21 protein-coding genes are annotated in these 24,140 nt (G+C 71.2%); 14 read left to right on the top strand and 7 right to left on the bottom strand.

Annotation, left to right across the window (positions count from 1 at the left end; all coding sequences use genetic code 11):
• Nucleotides 1–43: 43 nt before the first annotated feature.
• Nucleotides 44–454, bottom strand: a complete 411-nt coding sequence (locus ACH442_RS30035; protein WP_396341475.1) for a MarR family winged helix-turn-helix transcriptional regulator — start codon at nt 452–454, stop codon at nt 44–46.
• Nucleotides 455–633: 179 nt separating this feature from the next.
• Between ACH442_RS30035 and ACH442_RS30030 the strand changes: the two genes are divergently transcribed.
• Genes ACH442_RS30030 through ACH442_RS30015 form a run of 4 tightly spaced genes read left to right on the top strand, consistent with a single transcriptional unit; the run spans nt 634 to nt 4,300 of the window.
• Nucleotides 634–1,503, top strand: coding sequence for an SDR family oxidoreductase (locus ACH442_RS30030; protein ID WP_396341474.1), 870 nt, complete (start codon nt 634–636; stop codon nt 1,501–1,503).
• Nucleotides 1,500–2,372, top strand: coding sequence for an amidohydrolase family protein (locus tag ACH442_RS30025; RefSeq protein ID WP_396341473.1), 873 nt, complete (start codon nt 1,500–1,502; stop codon nt 2,370–2,372). Before ACH442_RS30030 ends, ACH442_RS30025 begins: the two co-directional genes overlap by 4 nt.
• On the top strand, nt 2,369–2,824 hold the full coding sequence (locus ACH442_RS30020) for a MaoC family dehydratase (protein ID WP_396341472.1): 456 nt from the start codon (nt 2,369–2,371) through the stop codon (nt 2,822–2,824). Before ACH442_RS30025 ends, ACH442_RS30020 begins: the two co-directional genes overlap by 4 nt.
• A gap of 9 nt (nt 2,825–2,833) precedes the next feature.
• Nucleotides 2,834–4,300 carry a long-chain fatty acid--CoA ligase gene (locus ACH442_RS30015; protein ID WP_396341471.1) on the top strand — a complete coding sequence of 489 codons (1,467 nt, stop codon included), beginning with the start codon at nt 2,834–2,836 and terminating at the stop codon, nt 4,298–4,300.
• 101 nt (nt 4,301–4,401) lie between these two features.
• Here ACH442_RS30015 and ACH442_RS30010 read toward each other — a convergent pair whose 3' ends face one another.
• Entirely contained in the window at nt 4,402–5,154 is a 753-nt protein-coding gene (locus ACH442_RS30010) for an SIR2 family NAD-dependent protein deacylase (RefSeq protein WP_396341614.1), read from the bottom strand.
• A 130-nt stretch (nt 5,155–5,284) separates the two neighbouring features.
• Here ACH442_RS30010 and ACH442_RS30005 point away from each other — a divergent pair, with 130 nt between their 5' ends.
• Entirely contained in the window at nt 5,285–5,827 is a 543-nt protein-coding gene (locus tag ACH442_RS30005; RefSeq protein ID WP_396341470.1) for a hypothetical protein, read from the top strand.
• Nucleotides 5,803–7,008: a hypothetical protein gene (locus tag ACH442_RS30000; protein WP_396341469.1), complete on the top strand. Its 1,206-nt coding sequence runs from the start codon at nt 5,803–5,805 to the stop codon at nt 7,006–7,008. The genes ACH442_RS30005 and ACH442_RS30000 overlap by 25 nt, the downstream gene beginning before the upstream one ends.
• A gap of 183 nt (nt 7,009–7,191) precedes the next feature.
• On the opposite strand, the gene ACH442_RS29995 is transcribed toward ACH442_RS30000, so the two are convergent.
• Nucleotides 7,192–8,049: an alpha/beta fold hydrolase gene (locus ACH442_RS29995; RefSeq protein WP_396341468.1), complete on the bottom strand. Its 858-nt coding sequence runs from the start codon at nt 8,047–8,049 to the stop codon at nt 7,192–7,194.
• A gap of 119 nt (nt 8,050–8,168) precedes the next feature.
• Here ACH442_RS29995 and ACH442_RS29990 point away from each other — a divergent pair, with 119 nt between their 5' ends.
• Together ACH442_RS29990 and ACH442_RS29985 are read left to right on the top strand one after the other, a co-directional pair.
• Entirely contained in the window at nt 8,169–9,824 is a 1,656-nt protein-coding gene (locus tag ACH442_RS29990) for a GMC oxidoreductase (protein WP_396341467.1), read from the top strand.
• Nucleotides 9,821–11,389 (top strand): flavin-containing monooxygenase, encoded by a 1,569-nt coding sequence (locus ACH442_RS29985; RefSeq protein WP_396341466.1) that lies wholly within the window; start codon nt 9,821–9,823, stop codon nt 11,387–11,389. The genes ACH442_RS29990 and ACH442_RS29985 overlap by 4 nt, the downstream gene beginning before the upstream one ends.
• A gap of 132 nt (nt 11,390–11,521) precedes the next feature.
• On the opposite strand, the gene ACH442_RS29980 is transcribed toward ACH442_RS29985, so the two are convergent.
• From ACH442_RS29980 to ACH442_RS29965, 4 genes are read right to left on the bottom strand one after another with little or no spacing between them, the layout of a single operon-like run.
• Nucleotides 11,522–13,033, bottom strand: coding sequence for a putative bifunctional diguanylate cyclase/phosphodiesterase (locus tag ACH442_RS29980; protein WP_396341465.1), 1,512 nt, complete (start codon nt 13,031–13,033; stop codon nt 11,522–11,524).
• The gene (locus ACH442_RS29975) at nt 13,030–14,196 is read right to left on the bottom strand and encodes a PAS domain S-box protein (RefSeq protein ID WP_396341464.1); all 1,167 of its coding nucleotides are present in this window, start codon (nt 14,194–14,196) and stop codon (nt 13,030–13,032) included. The genes ACH442_RS29980 and ACH442_RS29975 overlap by 4 nt, the downstream gene beginning before the upstream one ends.
• Nucleotides 14,197–14,233: 37 nt before the next feature.
• A complete protein-coding gene (locus tag ACH442_RS29970) occupies nt 14,234–15,619 on the bottom strand; it encodes a family 43 glycosylhydrolase (RefSeq protein WP_396341463.1) in 1,386 nt (461 codons plus the stop codon).
• Nucleotides 15,620–15,630: 11 nt separating this feature from the next.
• On the bottom strand, nt 15,631–18,114 hold the full coding sequence (locus ACH442_RS29965) for an alpha-L-arabinofuranosidase C-terminal domain-containing protein (protein WP_396341462.1): 2,484 nt from the start codon (nt 18,112–18,114) through the stop codon (nt 15,631–15,633).
• 508 nt (nt 18,115–18,622) lie between these two features.
• On the opposite strand from ACH442_RS29965, the gene ACH442_RS29960 reads away from it, so the two are divergent.
• The 6 genes from ACH442_RS29960 to ACH442_RS29935 all read left to right on the top strand — a co-directional run bounded on the left by ACH442_RS29960 (nt 18,623) and on the right by ACH442_RS29935 (nt 24,127).
• A complete protein-coding gene (locus ACH442_RS29960) occupies nt 18,623–19,162 on the top strand; it encodes a sigma-70 family RNA polymerase sigma factor (RefSeq protein ID WP_396341461.1) in 540 nt (179 codons plus the stop codon).
• Nucleotides 19,146–20,378: a hypothetical protein gene (locus tag ACH442_RS29955; RefSeq protein ID WP_396341460.1), complete on the top strand. Its 1,233-nt coding sequence runs from the start codon at nt 19,146–19,148 to the stop codon at nt 20,376–20,378. Before ACH442_RS29960 ends, ACH442_RS29955 begins: the two co-directional genes overlap by 17 nt.
• Nucleotides 20,379–20,448: 70 nt before the next feature.
• Nucleotides 20,449–20,922, top strand: a complete 474-nt coding sequence (locus ACH442_RS29950; protein WP_396341459.1) for an SRPBCC family protein — start codon at nt 20,449–20,451, stop codon at nt 20,920–20,922.
• The gene (locus ACH442_RS29945; RefSeq protein WP_396341458.1) at nt 20,919–22,016 is read left to right on the top strand and encodes an acyltransferase family protein; all 1,098 of its coding nucleotides are present in this window, start codon (nt 20,919–20,921) and stop codon (nt 22,014–22,016) included. The genes ACH442_RS29950 and ACH442_RS29945 overlap by 4 nt, the downstream gene beginning before the upstream one ends.
• The gene (locus ACH442_RS29940) at nt 22,013–22,951 is read left to right on the top strand and encodes a phosphoglycerate dehydrogenase (RefSeq protein WP_396341457.1); all 939 of its coding nucleotides are present in this window, start codon (nt 22,013–22,015) and stop codon (nt 22,949–22,951) included. Before ACH442_RS29945 ends, ACH442_RS29940 begins: the two co-directional genes overlap by 4 nt.
• Before the next feature lie 75 nt (nt 22,952–23,026).
• Entirely contained in the window at nt 23,027–24,127 is a 1,101-nt protein-coding gene (locus tag ACH442_RS29935; protein ID WP_396341456.1) for an ATP-binding protein, read from the top strand.
• Nucleotides 24,128–24,140: the final 13 nt, after the last annotated feature.

The following is a 24,140-nucleotide window of genomic DNA, read 5'->3' as shown; positions in this document are numbered from 1 at the left end:
CGGCGGCGGGTTGCTTGCGGGTGGAGCGGCGCGCCCCTGCCGCTCAGGCGAGCGACTGCCAGGCCGTGATCAGCGACTGCCGCAACTCCGCCGCCTGGTTCTCCGTCAGCTTGGCGATCATCCGGCCCTCCAGTTCCCGGACCGGCTCGGCCACCGCCGCCAGCAACCCCCGCCCGCCGTCGGTCAGATGGATCAGCAGTTCCCGCCGGCTGGCCGGGTTCCGTTCCCGGCGGATCAGTCCGCGGTTCTCCAGCGCGCGCACCATGTCCGCCATGCTCTGCGCGGTCACGAACGAGTCCCGGGCGAGCTGGGCCGCGGACAGCCCGTCGTGCCGTTCGAGGACGGTGAGTGACGTGTATTGCAGGGCGGTGATGCCGTGTCCGCGGACCACCTCGTCGAGCCGGGCGCGGACGGCCAACTCGAGCTGTTTCACCAGGTAGAGCAGCGACGGCATGGGGCCCTCCGGGGTGCTGAAAGATGCTGCGACATTACCCCGTTGACAGGAAACCTGATTATCCGTGAGACTCCAGATCAACAGGAATCCTGTTAATTGTGATGGGTGTACCGAGTTCGACGGGCTGCGGGGCCCGGACCCGTCGCGCCGCCCACCGTCTTCGTGAGAGGTTGAGACACATGGATCTGAGCGGCAAGGTCGCCGTCGTCACCGGTAGCGGCCGGGGCCTCGGGCTGGCATACGCCAAGGCGCTCGCCGCGGCCGGCGCGTCCGTCGTCGTCAACGACGTGGACCGGGCCGCGGTCGACGCGGCGGTGGCCGAGGTGCCCGGATCCGTCGGGGTCGCCGCCGCGGTCGGCGACGCCGAGAGCGCGGAGCGGTTGGTCGCGGCCGCGGTCGAGGCGTTCGGCAAGCTCGACGTGCTGATCACGAACGCCGGCATCCTGCGCGACCGGGTCCTCTGGAAGATGACCGACGACGACTTCGACGCGGTGATCAGGACACACCTGCGCGGCACGTTCACCTGCGCCCGGGCCGCCGCGATCCGGATGCGGGAGCAGGGCACCGGCGGCCGGATCATCCTGATCGGCTCGCCGGCCGGGCAGCGCGGCAACTTCGGGCAGACGAACTATGCGGCGGCCAAGGCCGGGATCGCCGCGATGGCCCGCACGTGGGCCCTGGAGCTGGCCCGCAACGAGATCACGGTCAACGCGGTGGTGCCGGTCGCGGCGACCGAGATGACCAAGACGATCCCGGCGTTCGCGCCCGCGATCGAGGAGGCCGAGCGGACCGGGCAGCCCTATCCGGCCTGGCTGCGCCACGACGAGGGGCTCGGGACGGTGGAGGACGTGACCGGTTTGATCACGTTCCTGGCCTCCGACGCCTCGAAGGGGATCACCGGGCAGGCGATCGGCGTCGGCGGGGACAAGCTGGCGCTCTGGTCGCACCCGGCCGAGCGCGAGGTGCTCTACAAGGACGGCGGATGGTCGGCCGACGACATCGCCGGCACCTGGAACTTCGCGCCGGAGACCTACGGGATCCCGTCATGAACGTCGACGATCTCGCCGCCATCGACGTGCACACGCACGCCGAGGTCAGCAAGGACGGTCACGGCTCACTGAGCCCCGAGCTCCTCGGCGCCAGCGCGGATTACTTCAAGGCGCAGGACCACCGACAGCCCACGATCGACGAGATGGCGGCCTACTACGAAGAGCGCACCATGGCCGCGGTCGTCTTCACCGTCGACGCCGAGCATGCCACCGGCCACCCGCGCATCACCAACGAGGAGATCGCCGAGAGCTGCGCGAAGTATCCGGACACGCTGATCCCGTTCGCCAGCATCGACCCGCACAAGGGGAAAGCCGGCGTCCGCGAGGCCCGGCGACTGGTCGAGCAGTACAAGGTCCGAGGCTTCAAGTTCCACCCCAGCATCCAGGGGTTCGCGCCCGACGACCGGCTCGCCTACCCGCTCTACGAGGCGATCGAGGAGCTCGGCGCGGTCGCGCTCTTCCACACCGGCCAGACCGGGATCGGCGCGAACGTGCGCGGCGGGGGCGGTATCCGCCTCAAGTACTCCAACCCGATGCTGGTCGACGACGTGGCCGTGGACTTCCCGGATCTGCGGATCATCCTGGCCCATCCGTCGTTCCCGTGGCAGGACGAGGCGCTTGCCGTCGCCACCCACAAGGAGCACGTGCACATCGACCTGTCCGGCTGGTCCCCGAAGTACTTCCCGCCCCAGCTCGTGCGGTACGCGAACAGCCTGCTCCAGGACAAGGTGCTGTTCGGCTCGGACTATCCGGTGATCACGCCGGATCGCTGGCTGGCGGACTTCGCGAAGCTGGAGCTGAAGGACGCCGTACGGGAAAAGATCGTGAAGTTGAACGCCGCCCGTCTGCTTTTTGGAGGAGAGAAGTGACCACGATCGTGAACGGCCTGGACGAGCTCAAGGCCCTGGCCGGCAAGGACCTCGGCGCCAGCGAATGGCTGGAGATCACCCAGGAGCGGGTGAACACGTTCGCCGACGCGACCGGTGATCACCAGTGGATCCACGTCGACCCGGAGCGTGCCGCGGACGGCCCGTTCGGCGGCCCGATCGCGCACGGTTACCTGACGTTGTCGCTGGTCATCCCGCTCTTCGGTGACCTGCTCAAGGTCGAGGGGACGAAGATGGGCGTGAACTACGGGCTGGAGAAGGTCCGCTTCCCGCACCCGGTCCGGGTCGGTTCGAAGATCCGGCTGGCCGCGAAGGTGGTCAGCGTCGAGGACGTGCCCGGCGGCACGCAGAGCACGTTCGACTTCACCGTGCAGATCGACGGCGTCGACAAGCCGGCCTGCGTCGCCCGCACCGTCTACCGCCAGTACTTCTGAGGTGTGACCATGCACAATGCGGGGCTGGGCTCCTGGCCGGCGCGCCGGGCGGCGATGTCGCCCGGGCGCGTCGCGCTGATCTTCGAGGGCCGGCGGGTGACCTACGCCGAGCTGCACGTGCGGATCGCCCGGCTCGCCGCCGCACTCCGTGAGTCCGGGGTGCGGCGGGGCGATCGGGTGGCCTATCTCGGTCCGAATCATCCGTCGTTCGTGGAGTCGATGTTCGCGACGTGGGCCCTGGGCGCGATCTTCGTGCCGTTGAACTTCCGTCTCACGGCGACCGAAATCGAATACCAATTGGACCACAGTGGCGCGGCGGTTCTGATCAGTGCGCCGGGCATGCCTCCGGTCAGCGCGCCGGTCACTTTCCCGGCCGACGAGCTTCCGGCCGCGGATCCGATCTATCCGGATGAAATGGTTGCGCTCGACGACGTGGCCTGCATCCTCTACACCTCGGGGACGACCGGCCACCCCAAGGGCGCGATGCTCACCCACGGCAACCTGGTCTGGAACTGCTACAACCTGCTGGTCTGCGTCGACGTCGCCGGCGACGAGGTCACCCTGGTCAGCGCCCCGCTCTTCCACGTCGCGGCGCTCGACCAGTGCCTGCTGCCGACGTTCCTCAAGGGCGCCACCTCGGTGATCATGCCGGGCTGGGACGTCGACGCCTGCTTCGACCTCATCGCCGAGCATCGCGTGACCTGGATGTTCGGTGTCTCCACGATGTACGCCGGACTCAGCCAGTCCCCGCGCTGGGCGGACGCCGACCTCGGCTCGATCCGCTGCCTGATGACCGGCGGCGCGTCGGTGCCCGAGGCGCTGATCCACCGCTATCAGGAGCGTGGCCTGCTGTTCTGCCAGGGCTACGGGATGACCGAGACCGCGCCCGGCGCGACCTTCCTGGAGGCGCGCGAGAGTCGCGAGCACGCCGGCTCGGCCGGGCTGCCGGTGTTCTTCGCCGACGTGCGCTGCGTCCGGCCCGACCTGACCGAAACTGATCCGGGGGAGCGCGGCGAGGTGCTGGTCCGCGGACCGAACGTGACCCCCGGTTACTGGAACGACCCACAGGCCACCGCGGCGGCGTTCGAGAACGGCGGCTGGTTCCGCTCCGGCGACGTGGCGGTCGTCGACGAGCACGGCCACTTCCGGATCGTCGACCGCATCAAGGACATGTTCATCTCCGGCGGCGAGAACGTCTATCCGGCCGAGGTCGAGGCCGCGATCTTCGAGCATCCGTCGGTGGCCGAGGTCGCCGTGGTCGGCGTGCCCGACCCGAGATGGGGCGAGGTCGGACGGGCGTTCGTCGTGCCGCGCCAGGGCTCGTCGCTCGCACCGGACGACGTGCCGGCGTTCCTCCGCGGCCGTCTGGCCACCTACAAGATCCCGGTCTACGTCGACGTGGTCGGCGACCTGCCGAAGACCGGGTCGAACAAGGTGCGCAAGGGGCCGCTGCGCAGTCTCCCGCTGCCCCGCTGAAACCCGGCGGCGTTCCCCCTGCTCACGGTCTCTGCCGCCGGTCGCTCCGCGCTGCCGGTCGCGGCCACCACGCGGCAGTACGTCGTGAGCACCGCCCCACCTCAGCCCCAGGCGGCCGAGACCAGGGCCGGCAGGATCTCGGCGGCCGCCCCGCGCAGGTTGGCCGCCGTGATCGGGTCGAGCGGTGTGGCCTGCGGGTTCACCTGGATGACGGCGGCACCCGAGCGGGCGGCCAGCCGGGGGATCTCAGCGGCGGGATAGACCAGCCCGGACGTGCCGACGGTCAGCAGCAGATCGCACCGCGAAGCGGCCTGCGCGGCGGCGAACAGCGCCTCCTCGGGCAGCTGCTCGCCGAACCACACCACCCCAGGCCGGACCAGGTCGCCGCAGAGCGTGCAGCGTGGTGGTGGGATGCGGCTGCCCTCGCCGGGCTGCTCCACGGTCTCGGGCAGCGGCGCGGGGTGCAGACAGGAGACGCAGCGCGGCGCGAACAGGCTGCCGTGCAGGTGGACCGGTGCGTCCGAACCGGCGCGTTCGTGCAGGTCGTCGACGTTCTGCGTGATCACGGTCAGCTGCGGGGCCCACGCGGCCATCCGGGCGACGGCGAGATGGCCGTGATGGGGGCGAACCTGCTGGACGAGCCGGCGGCGCCACTCGTACCAGCCCCAGACCAGGTCCGGGTCCTCCTGGAAGGCCTGCGGGGTGGCCAGCGACTGCGCGTCGAAACGGGACCAGAGCCCGGTCAGCGCGTCACGGAACGTGGGCACGCCACTCTCCGCCGAGATCCCGGCGCCGGTGAAGACCACCACGTGGCGGGCCTGTGCCAGCAGTTTCGCGGCGTCGCTCAGAGTCATGTCGGCGCGCTCCTCGTCGGGTGCTGCTCGTTGTTCCACCGATGGGCAGTGTGGCAGCCGGGGTACGCGGGCCGCATCACCGTTCCCGCCGTGGGTCGTTTGAGGATCAGACGGGTGTGGTGGAGGTTCGGTGATTCGAGGGCGAACCCTCTTGGTGGCCGTGGTGCTGGCCGGGATGACGCTGTCCGGCTGCGGTGGGTCCACCGGGGCGGCGGCGGGACGGGCGCTCGGCCCGATCGCCGGGAGCCTGCCGCCGGGGACGGTGGCCACGACCGCCTCGCCGAGCGCGCCGGCCCGGGTGATTCTCGCGCCGGAGGATCCGGTTCGGACCGTTCTGCCCGGTGGTGAAACGCCGGCGGAGGAGGCTCCGTCCGCGTCTCCTCCACCGGCTACTGAACCCGTCCCCACGCGCGAGCCGACGCCGCAGCCGCGTGCGGCGCGCAAGTCGGAGCCACCGGCCCGGCCGCGCGCAGCGGTGGTCCCGGCCCCGGCCGCCCGGACCCCCGCGCCGGCCCGGACCTCCTCGCCGGCGCCCCCGATCAAGCCGAAACCGCAGTCCAAGCCGAAGAAAGCGCCGGCCACCGCGCCCGCGGCGACCACCCCGGCCCCCGCTCCGGCGACGACCCCGGCCGCGGCCCAGGAGAGAGCGTGCGCCGCCGCGGAGTGCCGTTGACCCCGGCGCGGACCGCCTCGGACTGGCGCACCCGGATCGATCGATTCGGATCCCGCGCGATGGCCGCGGTCGGCGACTGGATCGCACCCGGCCCGCGGCCCGGCCCGTCCGAGCCGCGGATCAGCGCGCTGGTCGCGCTCGTCGCCCTGGCCGGGGGCGTACTGCCGATCATGATCATGGTGGTGACCTGGGCGGCCAAGCCGAAACCGGTGCATCATGACTGCCCGGTGGCGGCGCACGGACGGTCCGGGACGGTGCTCGCCGACCAGCCCGCTCAGGAGCGCTACCGACCCGCCGGGCAGTGCAATTCGGCCGGATCGGAAAACCGGATCGAGCGTACGGCCGTGGGCCGCTACCGCGTGACCTTCGGCAAGCTGGGGCAGGACGGTGGCGTGGCCGAGGTCACGCCGGTCACCGCCGACGACCGGATCTGCACACTCACGGACTGGCGGCCCGACGGTGACGACGAGCAGGTCGAAGTGGCCTGCTTCGACCGATCCGGGGCGGCGGCGGACAGCGGCTTCTCGGCCCGGTACCGGTACCTGCGCGACGGCGGTGGGACGGCGGCCTACCTGCGGCTGGGCGATCCGGGGCGGACCAGTCAGACGGTTGAGGACGCGTACGGATACAACTCGGCCGGCGGGATCAACTCGGCGGACCGGGAGGACGTCGGCTCCTACGTGGTCTATTTCGGACGGCAGGAGCAGGCGGCCGGCGGGACCGTGAAGGTGTCCGCCGTCGGGGAGGCGGCGACGGTGTGCGGCGTCGAGCGGTGGTTCACCTATCCCGAGGGCAACTATCTCGCCGTCCGGGTCCGCTGCCGCGACGCCGCGGCGCAGGCCGTGGACTCGCGATTCGCGGTGTCGTTCACGGTGGGGGCCGACGGCGGGGCCTATCTGCGAGCCGATCGGCCGTCGGAAGCCGGGTACACCGCGACCGGGGACTACCAGTTCAACGGCGCGGGACGATCGAACACGGTCAGCCGGGCGGCGGTGGGTCACTATCTCGTGAGTCTGCCGGGTGTGCTTGCCGACGGCGGGAACGTGCAGGTCACGCCGTATGCCGGCGACGCTGTCTGCGTCGTCGACCCCCGGGACCGGAATTCCGCCGTACGGGTGGTCTGCCGGGGTCCGTCGGGGACGCCGGTGGACGCGCAGTTCCTCCTCGCCTACTGGCGCTGACCCTCTCGGCTGCTGGTTTCTTCCCGGCTGCTGCCTCTTCCGGACTGCTGCCTCTTCCGGACTGCTGGTCTCTCCCGTCGGCTGGTGATGGCCGGAACCGATCAGCCTGGCCGTCGGCGTGCCCGATGCGGCGTTTGACTCTGCCCCGAGGGCAGGGTTCAGGCTCTCCTCAGCGCCGGGAGCTCACACCGCGGCGGGATGCAGGAGCAGATCGGCGCAGCGTCGTGGTGCGTCGGGGAAGGGGAGGTGGCCGCAGCCCGGCAAGGGGACGTGACGGGCGGCGGGCAGGGCGGTGCGGGCACGGAAGGCCTGACGGCGATAGGGAAGGACAGCGTCCCGGGTGCCCCAGGCGATGGTGACCGGGATGGCGGCCAGAGCGCCGAGGTCCGCGGCGGACCACGGGGTGAGGTGGCGGAAAGCGGAACGGGAGGAGTGGAAACCGGGGGCACCGGCGAGCGCCCGGGCGTCGGCCAGGCAGCCGGCGGGGTTCAGGCTGCCCGGGTGGGCGTAGAAGACCGAGCACAGGGCCGTGCGGCCGGCACGGGTGGCCAGGAGACGAGGGAGCGAGGAGGCGAGCGCGGTGCTGCCGGCGTGGGCCGCGCCGACGACGAAACGGCACCACCGGCCGCCGCCGGGCGGCCAGAAGCCGACCGGGGAGAAGGCGGTGACGGCACGGGCGCGGCCACGGCGGCCGAGTTCGAGGGCGATGCCGCCGCCCATCGAGCTGCCGCCGACGTCGACGGCGCCGAGGCCGAGCGAGTCCAGGAACGACTCGACCAGGTCGGCGAGGTGCGGCACCGACCCGGGGACGACCCGGCGCGACGCCTGACCGGGGGCGGCTCGGTGGGTGGTGTTGTCGGCGGTGGGGAGTGGCGGCCAGAGAGGAGAGGTGCCGAAGCCGGGGAGGTCGATGGCGATGACCTCGCGATGCGGGGCGAGGAGATCGAGGATCGGGGACCAGACCTGCCGGCGGCTGCCGATGCCGTGGATCAGCAGCAACGGCGGCCCGGAGCCACGGCGGTCGTGGGCGAGGGACGTCACCCGAGCACCATGCCGGGACAAGAGGGGAAGCGGCAGTGTCGAGGGGGTGGATTCGCGGTGTGAGCGAGACCGGAAACGCGTTGTTGACATGTTGCCAATAAGGGCGTGATGCTACGGCGATGTCGTACGACTACGACGTCCTCGTGATCGGCTCCGGGTTCGGCGGCAGCGTGACCGCGCTGCGGCTGACCGAGAAGGGCTACCGCGTCGGCGTTCTCGAGGCCGGCCGCCGGTTCGCCGACGAGCAGTTCGCCAAGACGTCCTGGCGGCTGCGCGACTACGTCTACGCGCCTGCGCTGGGCTGCTACGGCATCCTGCGCCTGACGCTGCTCAAGAACGTACTGATCATGTCGGGAGCGGGGGTGGGGGGTGGGTCCCTCGGTTATGCGAACACGCTGTACGAGCCGCCGGACGCGTTCTACGCCGACCCGCAGTGGTCCGCCGTCACGGACTGGAAAGCCGAGCTCGCTCCGTACTACGACCAGGCGAAACGGATGCTCGGCGTGACCGTGAACCCGGTGGAGACCGACTCCGACCGGGCGTTGCGGGCAGTGGCGGAGGAGCTCGGGGTCGGGCACACCTACCGGCGTACGCCCGTGGGGGTCCTTTTCGGACGCGAAGCCGGCGCCGAGACGCCCGACCCGTTCTTCGGCGGCGCCGGCCCGGCCCGGCGGACGTGCACGCTGTGCGGGTCCTGCATGACCGGCTGCCGCAACAACGCCAAGAACACCCTGGTCAAGAACTATCTGTATCTGGCCGAGCGGGCGGGCGCGACGGTTCACCCGATGACCACGGTCCGCGACGTCCGGCCGCGGCCCGGCGGCGGGTACACCGTCGGCACCCGGCGGACCGGTGGTCTGCGGAAACGCACCTTTACCGCCGAGCAGGTCGTTTTCGCGGCCGGCGCGCTCGGCACCCAGCGGCTGCTGCACCGTCTGCGCGACCGTGGCAGCCTCCCGGCCGTCTCCCCGCGCCTGGGCGAGCTGAGCCGCACCAACTCGGAGTCGATCCTCGGCGCGCGCACCCGCCGCAGGGACCGCGACTACAGTCACGGCGTCGCGATTACCTCGTCGATCCACCCGGACGAGAACACGCACGTCGAGCCGGTGCGGTACGGGCCGGGCAGCAACCTGCTCGCCCTGCTCTCCACCGTCATGGTCGACGACGCCGGCCGCCGGCCGCGCTGGTGGGCCGGCCTGAAGCAGCTCGCCACAGCGGGCCGTGACCTGCGGCTCTACCTGTCCCCGAGGGACTGGTCGCGACAGACCGTGGTGCTGCTGGCGATGCAGCCGCTGGACAACTCGATCACGGTGTTCCGCCGCCGCGGGCGCCTGACCAGCAGGCCCGGCATCGGTGAGCCGAACCCGGAGTGGGTCCCGGCCGCGCACGACGTCGCCCGTCGCACCGCGGAGAAGGTCGACGGGGTGCCGCTGGGCTCCTGCACCGAGCTGGTCGGCAAGCCGGTGACCGGCCACTTCATCGGCGGCTGCGCGATCGGGGCGGTCGTCGACCCCTATCACCGGCTCTACGGGCATCCGGGCCTGCACGTGATCGACGGCTCGGTGGTCGCCGCGAACCTCGGGGTGAACCCGTCGCTGACGATCACTGCGCTGGCCGAACGGGCGGTCGCGCTCTGGCCGAACGCGGGGGACCCCGAGGTGCGCCCGGCGATCGGCGACGATTATGTGGCGATAAGTCCGGTCATACCGCGTCGGCCGGTGGTGCCGGAAACCGCGCCCGCCGCCCTGCGCCTGATCCCGGCGGAGAAGCGATGACCACCCGCACCTCCGGCGCGAGCACCCCGGGCGGAGAAGCGATGACCACCCGCACCTCCGGCGCGAGCACCCCGGGCGGCGAAGCGATGAGCCCCCGCATCATCGTCATCGGCACCGGCTTCGGCGGCGTGGCGGTCGCGAATGCCCTGCTCAAGGCCGGCTTCACCGACCTCACCATGCTGGAGAAGGCCGACCGCCCCGGCGGCGTCTGGCGCGACAACCTCTACCCGGGCTGCGCCTGCGACATCCCCGCGCCGCTGTACTCGTTCTCCTACGCGCAGAACCCCGCCTGGAGCAGCCGCTTCCCACCCCAGCGGGAGATTCTCGCCTACCTCGACGACTGCATCGAGCGGTTCGGCCTCGCCGACCGGATCCGATGCGGTACGGAGGTCGCCGCCGCCACCTGGACCGGCGCGTTCTGGCAGGTCACCACCACGACCGGCGAGACCCTGGAAGCCGACGTGCTGATCCCCGCGGTCGGCCAGCTGTCCCGCCCGATCGTCCCGGCCCTGCCGGGAAGGTTCACCGGTCCGGCCATGCACACCGCCACCTGGGACGCGTCCGTGCCGATCACCGGCAGGCGGGTCGCCGTGATCGGCACCGGCGCGAGCGCGATCCAGCTGGTCCCGGCCATTGCGGGCGTCGCCGCGCACGTGACGGTCTTCCAGCGGACCGCGCCGTGGACGCTGCCCAAACCGGAGCGCCGCTACGGGCGTACGCGCAAAGCTCTTTACGGGTTCTTGCCCGCGTTGATGGGCCCGGCGCGCGCCGGAACGTGGCTGATGACCGTCGTCACCGGACTCGCGGTGACCGGCAACCGGGCCGCCGGCGCGCTGCTGCGGACCATCTCGGTCGCGCAGCGTCGCTGGCAGGTCCGCGACCCGGAGCTGCGCCGCAAGGTCACCCCGGACGAGCCGATGGGCTGCAAGCGCGTCCTGTTCACGAACGCCTGGCTGCCCGCCCTGGCCCGGCCGGACGTGGACCTGGTCACCGAGCAGATCGTCGCGGTGACCCCGGACGCGGTCCGGACCGCGGACGGTACCGAGCACCGGGCCGACGTGCTGGTCTACGGCACCGGGTTCGCGGCCACCGACTTCCTGGTCCCGATCAAGGTCACCGGGCGTGACGGCGAGTCCCTGGAAGCGGCGTGGAAGGACGGCGCGCACGCCTACCTCGGCATGGCGGTGCCCGGCTTTCCCAACATGTTCCTGGTCTACGGCCCGAACACGAACACCGGCAACACCTCGGTGGTCTTCTTCCACGAGGCGCAGGCCCGCTGGATCGTCCAGGCCGTCCGTCATCTGACTCGAAATCAACACCCGATGGAGGTACGACCGGAGGTCGCGGCCGACTATGACCAGGAGCTGCAGTCCCGTCTGACCGGCAGCGTGTGGGCGTCCTGCCAGAGTTGGTACCGCACCGCGAGCGGCCGCATCGTCACGAACTGGCCCGGCATGGCCGCCGAGTACCGCCGCCGCACCGCCCGCCTGCGCCCCGCCGACTTCCAGCCGCTCGTGCCGGCCCAGCGATCCGCCCCGGTCACGGAGTCAGCTGACCGGAACTGATCGCAGCTCGACCACCCGCCGTGCCCGCATTCGTGACGGCCTCCCCGTTCGCGGCACGCCAGCGGGCCTGCGGCCGGCGAGCGACCACCCGCGGGCGTGGCGTGCGGGCGGGCCACCGGCGTACTGCGGGAATCAGGCGGCCGGGACCAGTGGGCGAGCCGGCAGCAAAGGGACCGCCTCGGGTGGGGTCGGGCGGTTGAGGTGGTAACCCTGGAGCAGGTCGACCCCGGCGCGCGCGAGGTCCGCCGCGGTCGGCTCGTCCTCGACGCCTTCGGCGACGACCTTCATGCCCAGCGAGCGCGCGATGGCGATCACCGAGTCGATGATCGTGGCGTGGGCGGCGGACTCGTGCATCTGGACGACGAACGAGCGGTCGATCTTGAGTTCGTCGATGGGCAGGCGGGGGAGCAGGCCCAGCGACGTGTACCCGGTGCCGAAGTCGTCGATGGCGACGCGGACGCCGCGCAGGCGGAGTTCGGCGAGCTGGGCGGCCACCTCGTCGGGCCGGGTCAGCACCGCGGTCTCGGTGATCTCGACGGTGAGCAGTTCGGCCGGGACCCGTTCGAGCCGGAGCATGGCCAGGATGGTGGGGACGGCGCGTTCCTGGGCGAGGTACGCGGCCGGCAGGTTCACCGACACCGGCACGTGGTGACCGTTCCGTTTCCAGGTCGCGGCCTGGTGCAGGGCTTCGGCGAGCACCCAGTCGGTGAGTTCGAGGATGACGTCGGAGCGTTCCGCGTCGGGCAGGAACACGCCGGGCGGCAGCAGGCCGCGCTGCGGGTGCTGCCAGCGGACGAGGGCTTCGACGCCGTTCATCTCGCGGGACACGGCGTCGTGCAGCGGCTGGTAGTGCAGGCGCAGGTGGCCGCTCTTGAGGCCGGACCGCAGTTCGGTGAGCTGACGCAGGTCGACCCGCTGGGTGCTGTCCAGGCCGGGCGTCCATTCGACGACGCCGGTGCGTTCCTGCTTGGCGCGGCGCATCGCGGCGGCGGCGCGGCGCTGGAGCACCTGGAAGTCGTGGTGGCCGGCCGGGCTGATCCCGATGCTGACCTCGACGCCGATCGGCAGGCCGTCGATCTGGTGCGGCCCGCGGATGCCGGCCGCGAGCTGCCGTCCCAGGCTCTGCGCGGTGTGCCCGCCGGGCAGTTCGGTGAGCAGGACCAGGAACTGGTCGCCGTCGAGCCGGGCGGCCAGGTTCCCGGGGCCGTGCGCGGCGGTCAACGCGACCGCGACCCGGTACAACAGCGCGTCGGCGCCGTGGTGGCCGAGCACGTCGTTGGCGTCCTGGAACTGGTCCAGGCCCAGGTGCAGCACGGCGACCAGGTCACCGCTGTCGAGCCGGCGCTGCCCCTCGGCGGTGATCATGCCGCGGTTGGGCAGCCCGGTGAGCTGGTCGGTGCGCGTCAGTTTGGCGTAGCGGCCGGCCATCGCGGCGAGCACGTCCATGACCGGGACGATCCCGCAGCGGCCGTCGGGCCAGACGACCAGAACCGGTTCCTCGCGTTCGCCGGCCGGGCGGGCCAGCGCCGCTTCGGCGGCCACGTCGATGTCGGTGCCGGCCGGCAGGGTGAGCGAGCCGACCGGCCGGCGGTTGGTCGGGACGGCGAGTTCGCCCAGCTTGCGGGGCAGGCGCGGCGCGCTCACAGGCGTTCGCCGTGGGTACGGTCGAGCAGGATCCCGTCCCACACGATCGCGCCACCGGGTTCGCGGTGCGGCCGGGCCATGCCGTGCAGCCGCCGGCGCTGCCCGTCCCGGCGGATGACCTCACCCCGCCATTCCCACGGTTCCATGGTCTGCGCGGAGTGCTGCACCGACGCGAGGTAGCTCTCCCGGTCCGGTGCGGCGATCCGGTTCATGAACTCGGCGGAGGAGGCGACCACCTCGGCCGGCTCGACGCCGTAGAGGTCGCGGCAGGCCTCCGACACGAAGCTGAACCCGGACGTGCCGTCCGGTTCGACGCGGAACTGGTAGAGCATGCCGGGCGCGTTGTTCACCGTGCTGCGGAAGCGCTCCTCGCCGGCGGCGAGCGCGGCCTCGGTCCGGCGGCGGGCGGTGTCGTCGATCGCGATCGTGCACACGCCGTAGACCGAGCCGTCCGGGTCGGCCAGCGGGACGCGGGTGACGACGTACTCCCGGATCTCGTCGCCGAACGGCAACTCCTCCAGGACCGTCCGCGCGTCGCCGGAGTCGGTCACCTCGACGTCGTGGGCGCGGCTGCCGGCGGCGATCGGGGCCGGCAGCACGTCCTCCTCGCCGCGCCCGGCCATGTCGGCGGCGCTGACCCCGAAGACACGCTCGTACTCGCCGTTGACGAACAGGTAGCGCCCGTCCAGGTCCTTGGCCGAGATCACCGCGGTGGTGTGCTGCAGGATCGCGTTGATCAGCTGGTTGCTGCGCTGCAACTCCTGGCGGCCCTGATGCCACTCGGTCTGGTCGGACAGGAACGCGCCGAAGCCGGCCTCGCCGAGCGAGTCCAGGTTCATGGTCACGTTCAGTTCGGTGCCGTCGCGGTGCACGGCCGGCATCTCGAAACGGTGACCCATGTCGGGGCCGTCGCCGAGCGCGACGCGGCGGGCGAACCCGGCGTTGTGCCCGGAGCGCAGTGCCGGCGGGACGATCGTGTCGGCCAGCGGCCGGCCCAGCACCTCGTCGCGCGACCAGCCGAACAGCCGCTCGGCGGCCGGGTTCCAGTCCTGGATCAGGCCGGCGCGGTCGACCTGCACGTACGCCAGGGAACTCGCGTCGACGGCCCGGAACCGGCCGTCGCCGGCCACCGGCTGCTCGCTGAGCTGAGGGGCGCTGAACACCCCGGCATCATCGGGCTGCCGGTGGCCGACCTGAGCGTTAGCTCAACCGGAACACGGTGCCGGTCTTGCCGGTGGTGACCACGCCGGCGGCGACCCGCAGGTAGACGGCCGGGTCGGCGACCGTCCGGATGGTCACCCCGCCCCGGGCCGCGACCCGGCGGACCGGCGTGCCGGTGGCGTCCAGCGTCACCGACGTGCCGTCGATCCGGAGGTACAGCGACGGCTTGTCGACCGACTGGACCAGACCGCTGTCCAGGAACCGGAACTGGGTCGCGCCCAGGTCGTGCGGTGCCGGCGCGACCTGCACGGCCGTCCCGGCGTGGTGCACGAACTGGTCGCCGGAGCTGAGCCGGACGATCGGGCCGCCGTCACCGACGGGCACGCCGAACAGCGGCGTCCCGTCCGGGTGCCAGTAGAGCTTCTGCACCCGGGTGTGGCGGTTGGGGTCGTACAGCGGGTCGCCGGTGATCTGCTTGTAGTCGCGGGCGTGGTAGACCAGCACGTCGGTCTTCCCGTCCTCGGCCACCGTGAACGAGTTGTGCCCGGGACCCCACCGTTTCGTGTCGTCGTTGCTGACGAAGATCGGGTCGGGGTTCTTGGTCCAGCTCGCCCGGTCCAGCAGGTCCGAGTGCGCGTCGGCGGTGAGCAGGCCCATGCAGTAGTTCGCGTCGGTCGCGCTGGCCGAGTAGGTGAGGAACACCCGCCCGTTACGGATGATCACGGCCGGGCCCTCGTTCACCCGGTAGCCCTGGATCTCCCAGCTCTTCGTCGGCGTGGTCAGCCGCGTCGGCTTGCTCTTCAGCGTCCACGGGTTGGCCAGTTCGGCGATGTAGACGCTGGAGTTCGCCACGATCTCCGGCTCGCTCTGCGCCCACAGCAGGTACTGCCGGCCGCGGTGACTGAACACGGTCGCGTCCAGCGCGAAGCTGTCCCACTCGAGGGCGATCTCGCCCTTCACGGTCCAGCCGGCCGGGTCCATCGGATCGTCAAGCGCCGATTCGAGGACGAACGGGCGGATGTGCCAGATGTCGTTCGCGTCGCTGCTGGTGAAGTAGACGTACCACTTCCCGCCGATGCGATGGATCTCCGGCGCCCAGACGAACCCGCCCATCTTGCCGCTCGACGGCCGGGTCCAGATGGTCGTCTCGGCGGCGTCGGTGAGCCCGGCCAGCGTCGGTGAGCTGCGCAGCACGATCCGGTCGTACTCCGGCACCGAGCCGGTGAAGTAGTACTTCCCGTCGTACCGCCGGCTGATGAAGGGGTCGGCCCGCTGACTGATCAGCGGCTGGGTGGTCGGCACGCCGTAGATCTCGGCATCGCTGCGGACCGGGTCGGTGTGCGGGGCGCCCTCGGCGCCGACGGGCAGGATGACGGCGAGCGTGCCGAGTGCGGCGCCGCCGGTCAGCAAGGTCCGACGATTCATGATCGGGCTCCTCATCGGGTCCGGATGCGCAGGAAGGTGACCGAGTTCGCCGGGAACTCGCGGGTGAAGCTCGACGAGACGCCCTTGATCGTGCTGGTGACCGGCAGGATCGGTTCCGCCGTACGGGTGTTCTGCTCCCCGGGGTCACCGGCGAGAACCGTCATCTTCGCCGTGCCCGCGACCTTGCGCTTGCCCAGGTCGATCCTCGTGGTCGCCGGGGTGTCCTGGGCGTTGACCACCTTGACGATCAGCTCACCGGTCTTCGCGTCGGTCGTGACGACCTGGGCGAACGGTTCGGTCACGGCGTTGTCGTCGAAGCTGCCCCACTCCTGGCCGTCCAGGTAGAGGGTCACCTTCGTACCGCGGACGGAGATCTTCAAGTCGTAGGTCCGACCCGTGGTGACCGTGTTGGGCTTGGTCAGGATCTGCTCCTTGGCGCTGGTGACGCCCTTCTCGACCGCGCCCTGCGTGTTGTTCCAGCCGCCCAGGTTCCACCAGTAGAAGTTGCCGGTGTCCTGGATGCCGAACGCGACCAGGAAGCCCTCGGCGCCGGCCTGCTTGGTCGCCTTGAGCGTGTAGTCGTAGTCGGTGTCCGTGACGGTCGCCGCCTTGACCATGGTGTCCTCGGTGTCGGTGGTCGTCTGCGCGTACCCGCCGTCGGCGACCGTCCAGTTGCCGCGGCCGGCCACCGGCGTCCAGCCGTCGGCGTTGCCGTCGTTGAAGTCGTCGCTGTAGATCACCGTGCCGTCCGGCCTGGTCACCCTGACGTCGTCGTAGGTGGCCGCGGTCCGCCAGGTCGACAGCCCGATCGCGCCGGTGATCGGCTTGGGTTGCACCACGCCGCCGCCGCTGACCGTGCTGGGCACGACCCGGTCGCCGACGTTGTTCATGAACAGCTTCTGCATCTGGTAGCTGGTCGAGCCCCACGACTCGTCGTTGTCGAACCAGATCATGTCCGGCTTCCACTGCACGTTGTCGACGTCGGCGAGCAGCGGCGCGTAGGACGCCATCTTCACCACGTCGGCATTGCGTTCCAGGCCGGTCATGTAGGCGGCCTCGGCCAGGGAGTTGGCGAACTTCGCGTCCAGTGACGCATATTCGCCGAGGAAGACCTTCGGACCATTTCTGTCGTACGAGTCGTAGCGCGCATTGTTCTGCAGGAACCACGACGGGCTGTTGTAGTAGTGCTCGTCGACCATGTCCGTACCGTGGGCCTTGTTCTTGGCCCACAGGTTCTCGAACGTGCTGCCCTGGTCATCGGGGCCGGAGTTGCTGACGACCGTGAAGTTCGGGTACTTCGCCTTGATCGCGCTCTCGAACTTCAGGAAGTTCGCCCAGTACGCGTCGGGCAGGTTCTCCTCGTTGCCGACCGCGACCGTGGTCAGCCCGAACGGCTTCGGGTGGCCCATCTGGGCGCGGAGCTTGCCCCACGTCGAGGTGACCGGCCCGTTGGCGAACTCGATCAGGTCGAGAGCGTCCTGGACGTGCCGCTGCAGCAAGGCGTCGTCGACCGTGGCCTGGTTCTGCCCGCAGCCGGTGACCAGCGCGGGCAGCACCGGCAGCGGCATCGCGCCGATGTCCTCGGAGAACTGGAAGTACTCGTAGTAGCCGAGGCCGTAGGACTGGTTGTAGCCCCAGAAGTTCTTGTTGGTGGCGCGCGTCTCGACCGGCCCGACCGTGTCCTTCCACTGGTAGGACCGGGCGCGCGGGTAGTTGGCGGCCGCGTCGTAGGAGTACATGCTGCCGGTGTTGACCAGGCAGCCACCGGGGAAGCGGACGAAGCCGGGGTGCAGCGCGGCGATCTTCTCGGCGAGGTCAGCGCGCAGCCCGTTCGCCCGCCCTTTGTAGGTGTCGCGCGGGAACAGTGAGACCTCGTCGACCTTGACCGCGCCGCTGCTGGCGACGGTGAGCCGGCCCTTGTCGGTGGTGGTGGCCGCCCGGAACGTGGCGGTGTACTTCTTCCAGGTGTCGCCGGCGGCCGCGATCGTGACCGGCTCGGCGCCGGTCAGCGTGACCCGCAGCGACGCGGTGCCGCGGGCCCAGACCGAGAAGTCGTACCGCTCGCCCTTCCTCGTGGCGATGCCGCTGTCGAAGCCGGCGTTGGTGACGCTGCCGTCGAGTGCCAGGTAGTTGCGGTTGCGGTCGTTGAGCCGCTGGTCGTCGTTCACCACGGTGGCCGAGCCGGTCGTGGTCCAGGCGGTGAGGCCGTTGAAGCCGGTGGCGTCGGTCGCGGTGAACTCGAACGAGCGGTTGCGGACCAGTTCGGCGTAGAGACCGCCGTCGGCCGCGTAGTTGATGTCCTCGAAGAAGACGCCGTACTGCTGCTTCGAGAGCGCGGCGCCGTTCGCGGTCGGGCTGACCCTGATCGTGTAGTCCGGTTCGACCGCCGAGGCGGAGACCGGCGGCGCGACGGCCAGCGGCAGGGAGACCAGCACGGCGGCGACGCCGACCAGTCGTTTTCTACTGTGCCACGGGAAAATCGAAGGTGTGGGCATGCGGGGGTTCCTCCGGTGCGGGTGGAGACGCAACGTGGATGTATCGGGGATGTTTCGTTCCGGGGCGGTAGGCAATGTGTACGCAAACATCGATAGCTCTGTCAAGAGGGCGACGTCGATGTTCTGCCTGCTGAAACTCGGAAGCTAGCGGGGTTAGGAAGCTCTTGTTAGCGTTAACGCGACCGGCCGCCGCTCGGTTCTGACAGGACAGTTTCCTATCGATGATCAGCGCTGCGTCGGACGTGTGTGACCACCCCGCGCCGAACCGTCGGCAAGCCGGCCTCGGCCCGGCCGGACGGTGACTACGCCAAGCCGGCGGTCATCGTGACGTGGCGCGCCGGCGGTGGCCCGGTCGGCAGTTGATCATCCCGTTCCGGCACCTCGTCGAAAGAGTTCGACCAGGGCGAATAAGGTCGGGCGGAACTTTTCTGAAAAAAGTTCGGCCCCGCTGCGTCCGCGGCGGGGCCTTCCCGCCGTCTAGTGCTCGGACAGACGGGAGCCACGGTTGGTGAACAGTGACGAAGAGACGAACTATCGAAGTTTCGTCGACGCGCAGGCGCACTCGCTGCGCCGGCTCGCCTACCTCACCTGCGGCGACTGGCAGCTGGCGGAGGACGCGGTGTTCACCGCCCTGGCGAAGCTCTACACCCGGTGGCGGCGCGTCGACCGGCCGGAGAGCTACACCCGCAGCATGGTGGTGCGCGCCGCCATCGACGAGGGCCGCCGCCCGTGGTGGCGCCGCGAGCAGCCGGCCGGCCACGGCATCCCGGAGCGCGCCGTCCCCGACCGCACCCATGAGGTCGACGAGCGCCTGCGCATCCACGCCGCCCTCGGCCAGTTGCCGCGGCGCCGCCGGGCCGTGCTGGTGCTCCGCTATTTCGAAGGCCTGACCGTGCAGGAGACCGCCGAGGCGCTCGACTGCCCGGAGGCCACCGTGAAGAGCCACACCACCCGCGGCCTGCGGACGCTGCGTGAGCTCCTGGGCGCCGACGCCGATCTGCCGGCCGGAGAGTCAGACGAGGAGGCGCGCTATGCCAGATATGCGTGAGTTGCTGGAGACGGCGTCCGCCGGGGAACCGCCCATGCGGCGCAGCACCGACGACTTCGTCGCGGGTGGCCGCAGCCGCCGGGCCCGCCGGCGCGCGGCCTGGGCCGCCGGTGCGGCCGCGGCCGGGACGACGCTGGCGGCCGTCGCCGTGGTGGTCGTGCCGCAGGTCGTCGCCGGGCACCCGGCCGTTCCGGCGAGCGCCCGGACCGCGATGCGGTACCCGGTGACGGCGTTCGGCTACACCCTGACCGGTTACACGGTCAGCGGCATCGCGGTCAGCGACCCGGTCAACGTCACCCCCGGCTACCAGCAGGCGCGCATCCGGCGCGGCGACGAGACGGCCCGCCTCGACCGCGGCGACGGCACCTCGGAAACGGTCGAGTCCAGCAACTCGGTGCTCACCGTCTACCGGGACGGGGTCTTCGATCCGTCAGTGGTCAGCGGCGGCGAGCCGGTGCAGATCGGCGGGGCCACCGGGCGGTACGTCGTCGCTGACACGATGCTGGCCTGGCCGTACGGGCCGGACGCCTGGGCGGTGATCCGCTCCAGCCCCGGTTACCTGACCCGGGACGACATGGTGCGCGTCGCCGAGGCGATGCGGACCGGGGCGAGTCGTCCGGCGACCCTGCCGTGGCGGATGACCTACCTCCCGGCCGGCTACCAGCTCAGCTCGATGGGGCTCGTCGCGGACGACAGCCTGTCGGGCGCGCAGGTGCAGCGGGGCGACGCCCGGTTCACCCGGCAGCCGGAGAAGTACTCCGGGCTGAGCGGGCCGCTGACCGGCGCGGACGCCGACAGCCTGCGGATCAAGGTCTATCCCCGGTGGTACGGCGAGAAGCAGTTCTCGATCGTCTTCGGCGGCGCTTCTGCTCAGCCGTCCTACGGGCCGTCGAACGTCCCGTCCTACGAGCCGTCGAATGTCCCGTCCTACGTCCCGTCCTACGAGCCGTCCTACGAGCCGTCCTACGAGCCGTCACCCGGATCCTCGGAGTCCCCCTCGGCCGATTCGCACCTCGTCGATCCGTTCTGCGTGTCCGGGCAGAGCCGCTGCTTCCGGTACACCGCCGACGGCGCGTACGTGATCGAGGCGACCACCACGACGCCGGAGCCGGACGCGGAGCTGATCCAGGTGCTGCGCGGCACCCGGCTCGCCGATCCGGACGACCCCACCACCTGGTCGGAACTCGGCGAGGCGTTGCCCGGCCCGGCCAAGTAATCACCGAACGTCACGCGCATTCACCACCCCTCGGTGGCGAATCGATTCGCCATGCCCGGACGGAGTTTTCATGATCAACATGCAACGTCGCGTCATCCCGGTGCCGGTCGATCTTCTCGGCAAGCTGCTCGGCCGGCTCGCGGGCCCGGACGGCCCGCTCCGACTGGACGGCCCGCTCGGTGTCGGCGCGATCGGCGGCCACGAGAACCTCAGGTACACCGTCACCGCGTACGAGCCGGGCCTGCGGGTCCGCCTCGAATTCCTGGCCGGCTCGCCCCTCGAGGGCTTCCACGAGCTGTGGGTGCGCCCGCTCGGCGTGGACCGGTCCGAGATGGTGCACACCCTGGTGGCCCGGCCGCGCGGCGTGATGCTGCTGCTCTGGCCGCTGGCGACGCGCTGGACGCACCAGGCGCTCGTCGCCGACCTGCTGGACGACGCCGAACGCGCCGCCACCGGCCGGGTCCGCCACCCGGCCCGCTGGTCACCGTGGGTCCGGCTGCCGCACGCGGTGACCGCGGCGCCGGTGACGGAGCCGGCGCCGTGACGATCACGGCGGTCGAACCGCCCCGGCTCACCGAACCCGCGGTCCCGGCCACGCCGGACGGCCGGCGCCCACGCCTGGCCGCGCTCGACCTGTTCCGGATCGTGGCGGCGCTCGGCGTCGCCCTCTTCCACCTGGTGGCGGTCGCCGGCACCGGGGCCGTACGCATCTGGGGCCAGCCGCCCGAAGCGGTCTTCGGCTCGTTCTACCGGATCGCGGCGTACGGCTGGGTCGGCGTCCCGTTCTTCTTCATGATCAGCGGTTTCGTGATCTGCATGACCGCCTGGGACCGCACCCCGGCGCAGTACCTGCGTTCCCGGTTCGTCCGCCTGTTCCCGGCCCTGTGGGTCTGCATGACGATCACCACCGTGGTCGCGGCGGCCTATCCGCGGGTGTTCACGCCGGTCCCGTTCCGGGCGTTCCTCGCCAACGTGTTCCTGCTCGCCGACCCGCTCGGCGTGCGCCGCGTCGACGACGTCTACTGGACCCTCTGGCTGGAACTCAAGTTCTACCTGTTGTTCCTGATCGTGGTCTGGATCGGCGTCAGATACCGCAACGTGGTCGCGTTCTGCCTGCTCTGGAGCGCGACGTCGGTGCTGGCGGCCGAGATCGGGCAACCCTGGCTGGACGCGCTGGTGATGCGCGGCAACTCCCACTACTTCGTGGCCGGCATCGCGTTCCACCTGATCCACCGTCGCGGCTCCCGGCCCGAGCTGTGGCTGCTCGTCGCGATCAGCTGGGCCCTGTCGATGCACTACTACGAGGGCAACCCCTGGCAGGCCGGCCACGGCATGTCCTACACGCCGTCGAGCGTCGCGGTGACGTTCTGCTTCGGAGCCATGGCGCTGCTGTCGCTGGGCCGCCTCGACCGGATCCGCTGGCGTCCGCTGGCCGCCCTCGGCACCGCCACCTACCCGTTCTACCTGCTGCACTACGTCGCGGGATTCGCGGTGGTCCACCTGCTCCGCCGGCACACGACCATCGACCCGGTCATCCTGCTGGTGCTCGTCGTGGCGGCCCTGATCGGCGTGTCGCTCCTGCTGAGCCGCCACGCGGAACGGCCGCTCAGGGCCCGGCTGGGTTTAATGGGCGGATGAAGGTGCTGCTGCCCGACTCCGTGGAACTCGACGTCACCCTGCCGGACGGCGTCACCGCCGTCACCTACGCGATCGCCGCGCCCGTCCCCGACGAGCACACCGACGCGGAGGTGCTGATCGTCTGGGGCAACCCGCCGGATCGGCTGGCCGACGCGGCGCAGCGGCTCAAGCGGCTGCGCTGGGTGCAGACCCTGGCCGCCGGGCCGGACGCGGTGCTGCAGGCCGGCTTCGAGCCGTCCGTCGCGGTCACCGCCGGGCTCGGGCTGCACGACCGGACGGTCGCCGAGCACACCCTGGCGTTGCTGCTGGGCGCCGCACGCCGGATCAACCTGCTGGTCCGGGCACAGATCGGGCACCGCTGGGCCGGCGAACTGGGCGGCCTCCAACCTGTCCGAGAAAACCGTTCCTTCCGTACGCTCCGAGACGCGCACGTGGTGATCTGGGGCTTCGGCGGGATCGCGGCGACGCTGGCGCCGCTGCTGACGGCGCTCGGCGCCCGGGTCACGGGCGTGGCCCGCAGCGCGGGACAGCGGCACGGCTTCCCCGTCGTGACCGACGCCGGCCTGCCGGAGTTGCTGCCGACGGCCGACGTGCTGGTCGCGATCCTGCCGGCGACCGCGGAGACCGTACGTACGCTCGATGGCCGGGTCTTCGATCTTCTGCCGTCGCACGCCTGGGTGGTGAACGTCGGCCGAGGCAGCACCCTCGACGAGGACGCGCTGCTCAGCGCGCTGCGCGACGGGCGGATCGGCGGCGCCGCGCTGGACGTCTTCGCGACCGAGCCGCTGCCGGCCGGCTCCGGGCTGTGGGACGAGCCGAACGTGATCATCAGCCCGCACGCGGCCGGTGGGCGCCCGCTCGGCGCGGCGGCGTTGATCGGGGAAAACCTCGCCGCCTTCCGGGAGGGCCGCCCCCTGCGCAACCGGGTCGCCTAGGTTGACCATGTAACGCAGAACGGGCCTTTCCGGCTTCTGGGTACCGGACCGCGCGCGGCGGCCCGGCAGGCCGGCGTGCTCTTCGCACTGGCCGGGCTGCTGGCCGTGCTCGGCACGCTGAACGAACCCGACCGCGTCCGGCGGCTGCTGCTCGTCGCCGTCTGCGACGCCCTCGTCGCGCTGGTCGCCTTCCTGGTCCCGTGGCGGCGGGCCCGGCCGGACGCGCCCGCGCTGATCGGGCTGGCCGGGTTCGGCGTGCTCGGCATGGCCACCTGGTCGTTCGGCGGGGTGGCGGCCGGCACCGGGCCGTTCCTGGTGCTGCTCTACGCCTGGGCGGCGCTGCACTTCCGGCGGTGGATCCTGCTCGCCTACACCGTCCCGGCGACCCTCGCCTACGTGATCCCGCTGATCGTCACCGGTCAGCCGCCCCTCGTGCTGAGCAGCGCGGCGATCCTCATGCCGATCGCGCTCGCCGTCGCGCTGCTGATCGAGGCGCAGGCCCGGCACCTGCGCGACGACCGGGAACGGCTCGCCCGCATCGAGCAGTGGCGTGCCGCGATGATCAATACTCTCGCGCACGACGTGCGCAGCCCGCTCGGCGGCGTGCAGATGGTGCTCGACGAACTGCGCGAGGATGCGACCGGGATCCAGGCGGTCATGCTCGACGGGGCCTCGCGGCAGACGGCCCGGATCCACCGGCTCGCCGACGCGCTGCTCGACGTGCAGCGGATCGACAGCTCGGGGCACCTGAAACTGGATCGGCAGGTGCATCCGGCGCTGGGGCTCGTCCGGGACGCGCTGACCTACCTGCGGCCGGACGAACTGATCGAGGTGGACGTCGACCCGGCGTCGACGATCTGGGCCGACAAGCAGAGGTTCGAGCAGATCCTGCTGAACCTGGTGGGCAACGCGCTGCGGTACGGCGCCCCGCCCGTGGTGATCAGCATCAGCCGCGACGGGGACGTGGACCGGCTGGAGGTCCGTGACCACGGGGCGGGGATCCCGGAAGCGCTGCGGGGGTCGCTGTTCGGGCAGTTCGCGGTGGGCGGGCCGGACGGGGTCGGACTCGGGTTGTGGATCGTGCGTCAGCTGGCGGTGGCGCACGGGGGGACGGCGACCGCCGAGCACCGTGATCCCGGGGTGGCCATGGTGGTCACCTTCCCGGTTCACGCGTGACGGCTCGCGTGGG

The organism is Actinoplanes sp. NPDC020271 (genome assembly GCF_044388125.1).
GTDB lineage: Bacteria > Actinomycetota > Actinomycetes > Mycobacteriales > Micromonosporaceae > Actinoplanes.
This window is presented reverse-complemented; position numbering and strand designations above follow the sequence as displayed.

What these genes read in the sequence shown, in the direction of transcription:
- ACH442_RS30035 (WP_396341475.1), bottom strand. Translation starts at nt 454, where the DNA reads ATGCCGTCGCTGCTCTACCTGGTGAAACAGCTCGAGTTGGCCGTCCGC.
- ACH442_RS30030 (WP_396341474.1), top strand. Translation starts at nt 634, where the DNA reads ATGGATCTGAGCGGCAAGGTCGCCGTCGTCACCGGTAGCGGCCGGGGC.
- ACH442_RS30025 (WP_396341473.1), top strand. Translation starts at nt 1,500, where the DNA reads ATGAACGTCGACGATCTCGCCGCCATCGACGTGCACACGCACGCCGAG.
- ACH442_RS30015 (WP_396341471.1), top strand. Translation starts at nt 2,834, where the DNA reads ATGCACAATGCGGGGCTGGGCTCCTGGCCGGCGCGCCGGGCGGCGATG.
- ACH442_RS30010 (WP_396341614.1), bottom strand. Translation starts at nt 5,154, where the DNA reads ATGACTCTGAGCGACGCCGCGAAACTGCTGGCACAGGCCCGCCACGTG.
- ACH442_RS29990 (WP_396341467.1), top strand. Translation starts at nt 8,169, where the DNA reads ATGTCGTACGACTACGACGTCCTCGTGATCGGCTCCGGGTTCGGCGGC.
- ACH442_RS29985 (WP_396341466.1), top strand. Translation starts at nt 9,821, where the DNA reads ATGACCACCCGCACCTCCGGCGCGAGCACCCCGGGCGGAGAAGCGATG.
- ACH442_RS29970 (WP_396341463.1), bottom strand. Translation starts at nt 15,619, where the DNA reads ATGAATCGTCGGACCTTGCTGACCGGCGGCGCCGCACTCGGCACGCTC.
- ACH442_RS29965 (WP_396341462.1), bottom strand. Translation starts at nt 18,114, where the DNA reads ATGCCCACACCTTCGATTTTCCCGTGGCACAGTAGAAAACGACTGGTC.
- ACH442_RS29955 (WP_396341460.1), top strand. Translation starts at nt 19,146, where the DNA reads ATGCCAGATATGCGTGAGTTGCTGGAGACGGCGTCCGCCGGGGAACCG.
- ACH442_RS29950 (WP_396341459.1), top strand. Translation starts at nt 20,449, where the DNA reads ATGATCAACATGCAACGTCGCGTCATCCCGGTGCCGGTCGATCTTCTC.
- ACH442_RS29940 (WP_396341457.1), top strand. Translation starts at nt 22,013, where the DNA reads ATGAAGGTGCTGCTGCCCGACTCCGTGGAACTCGACGTCACCCTGCCG.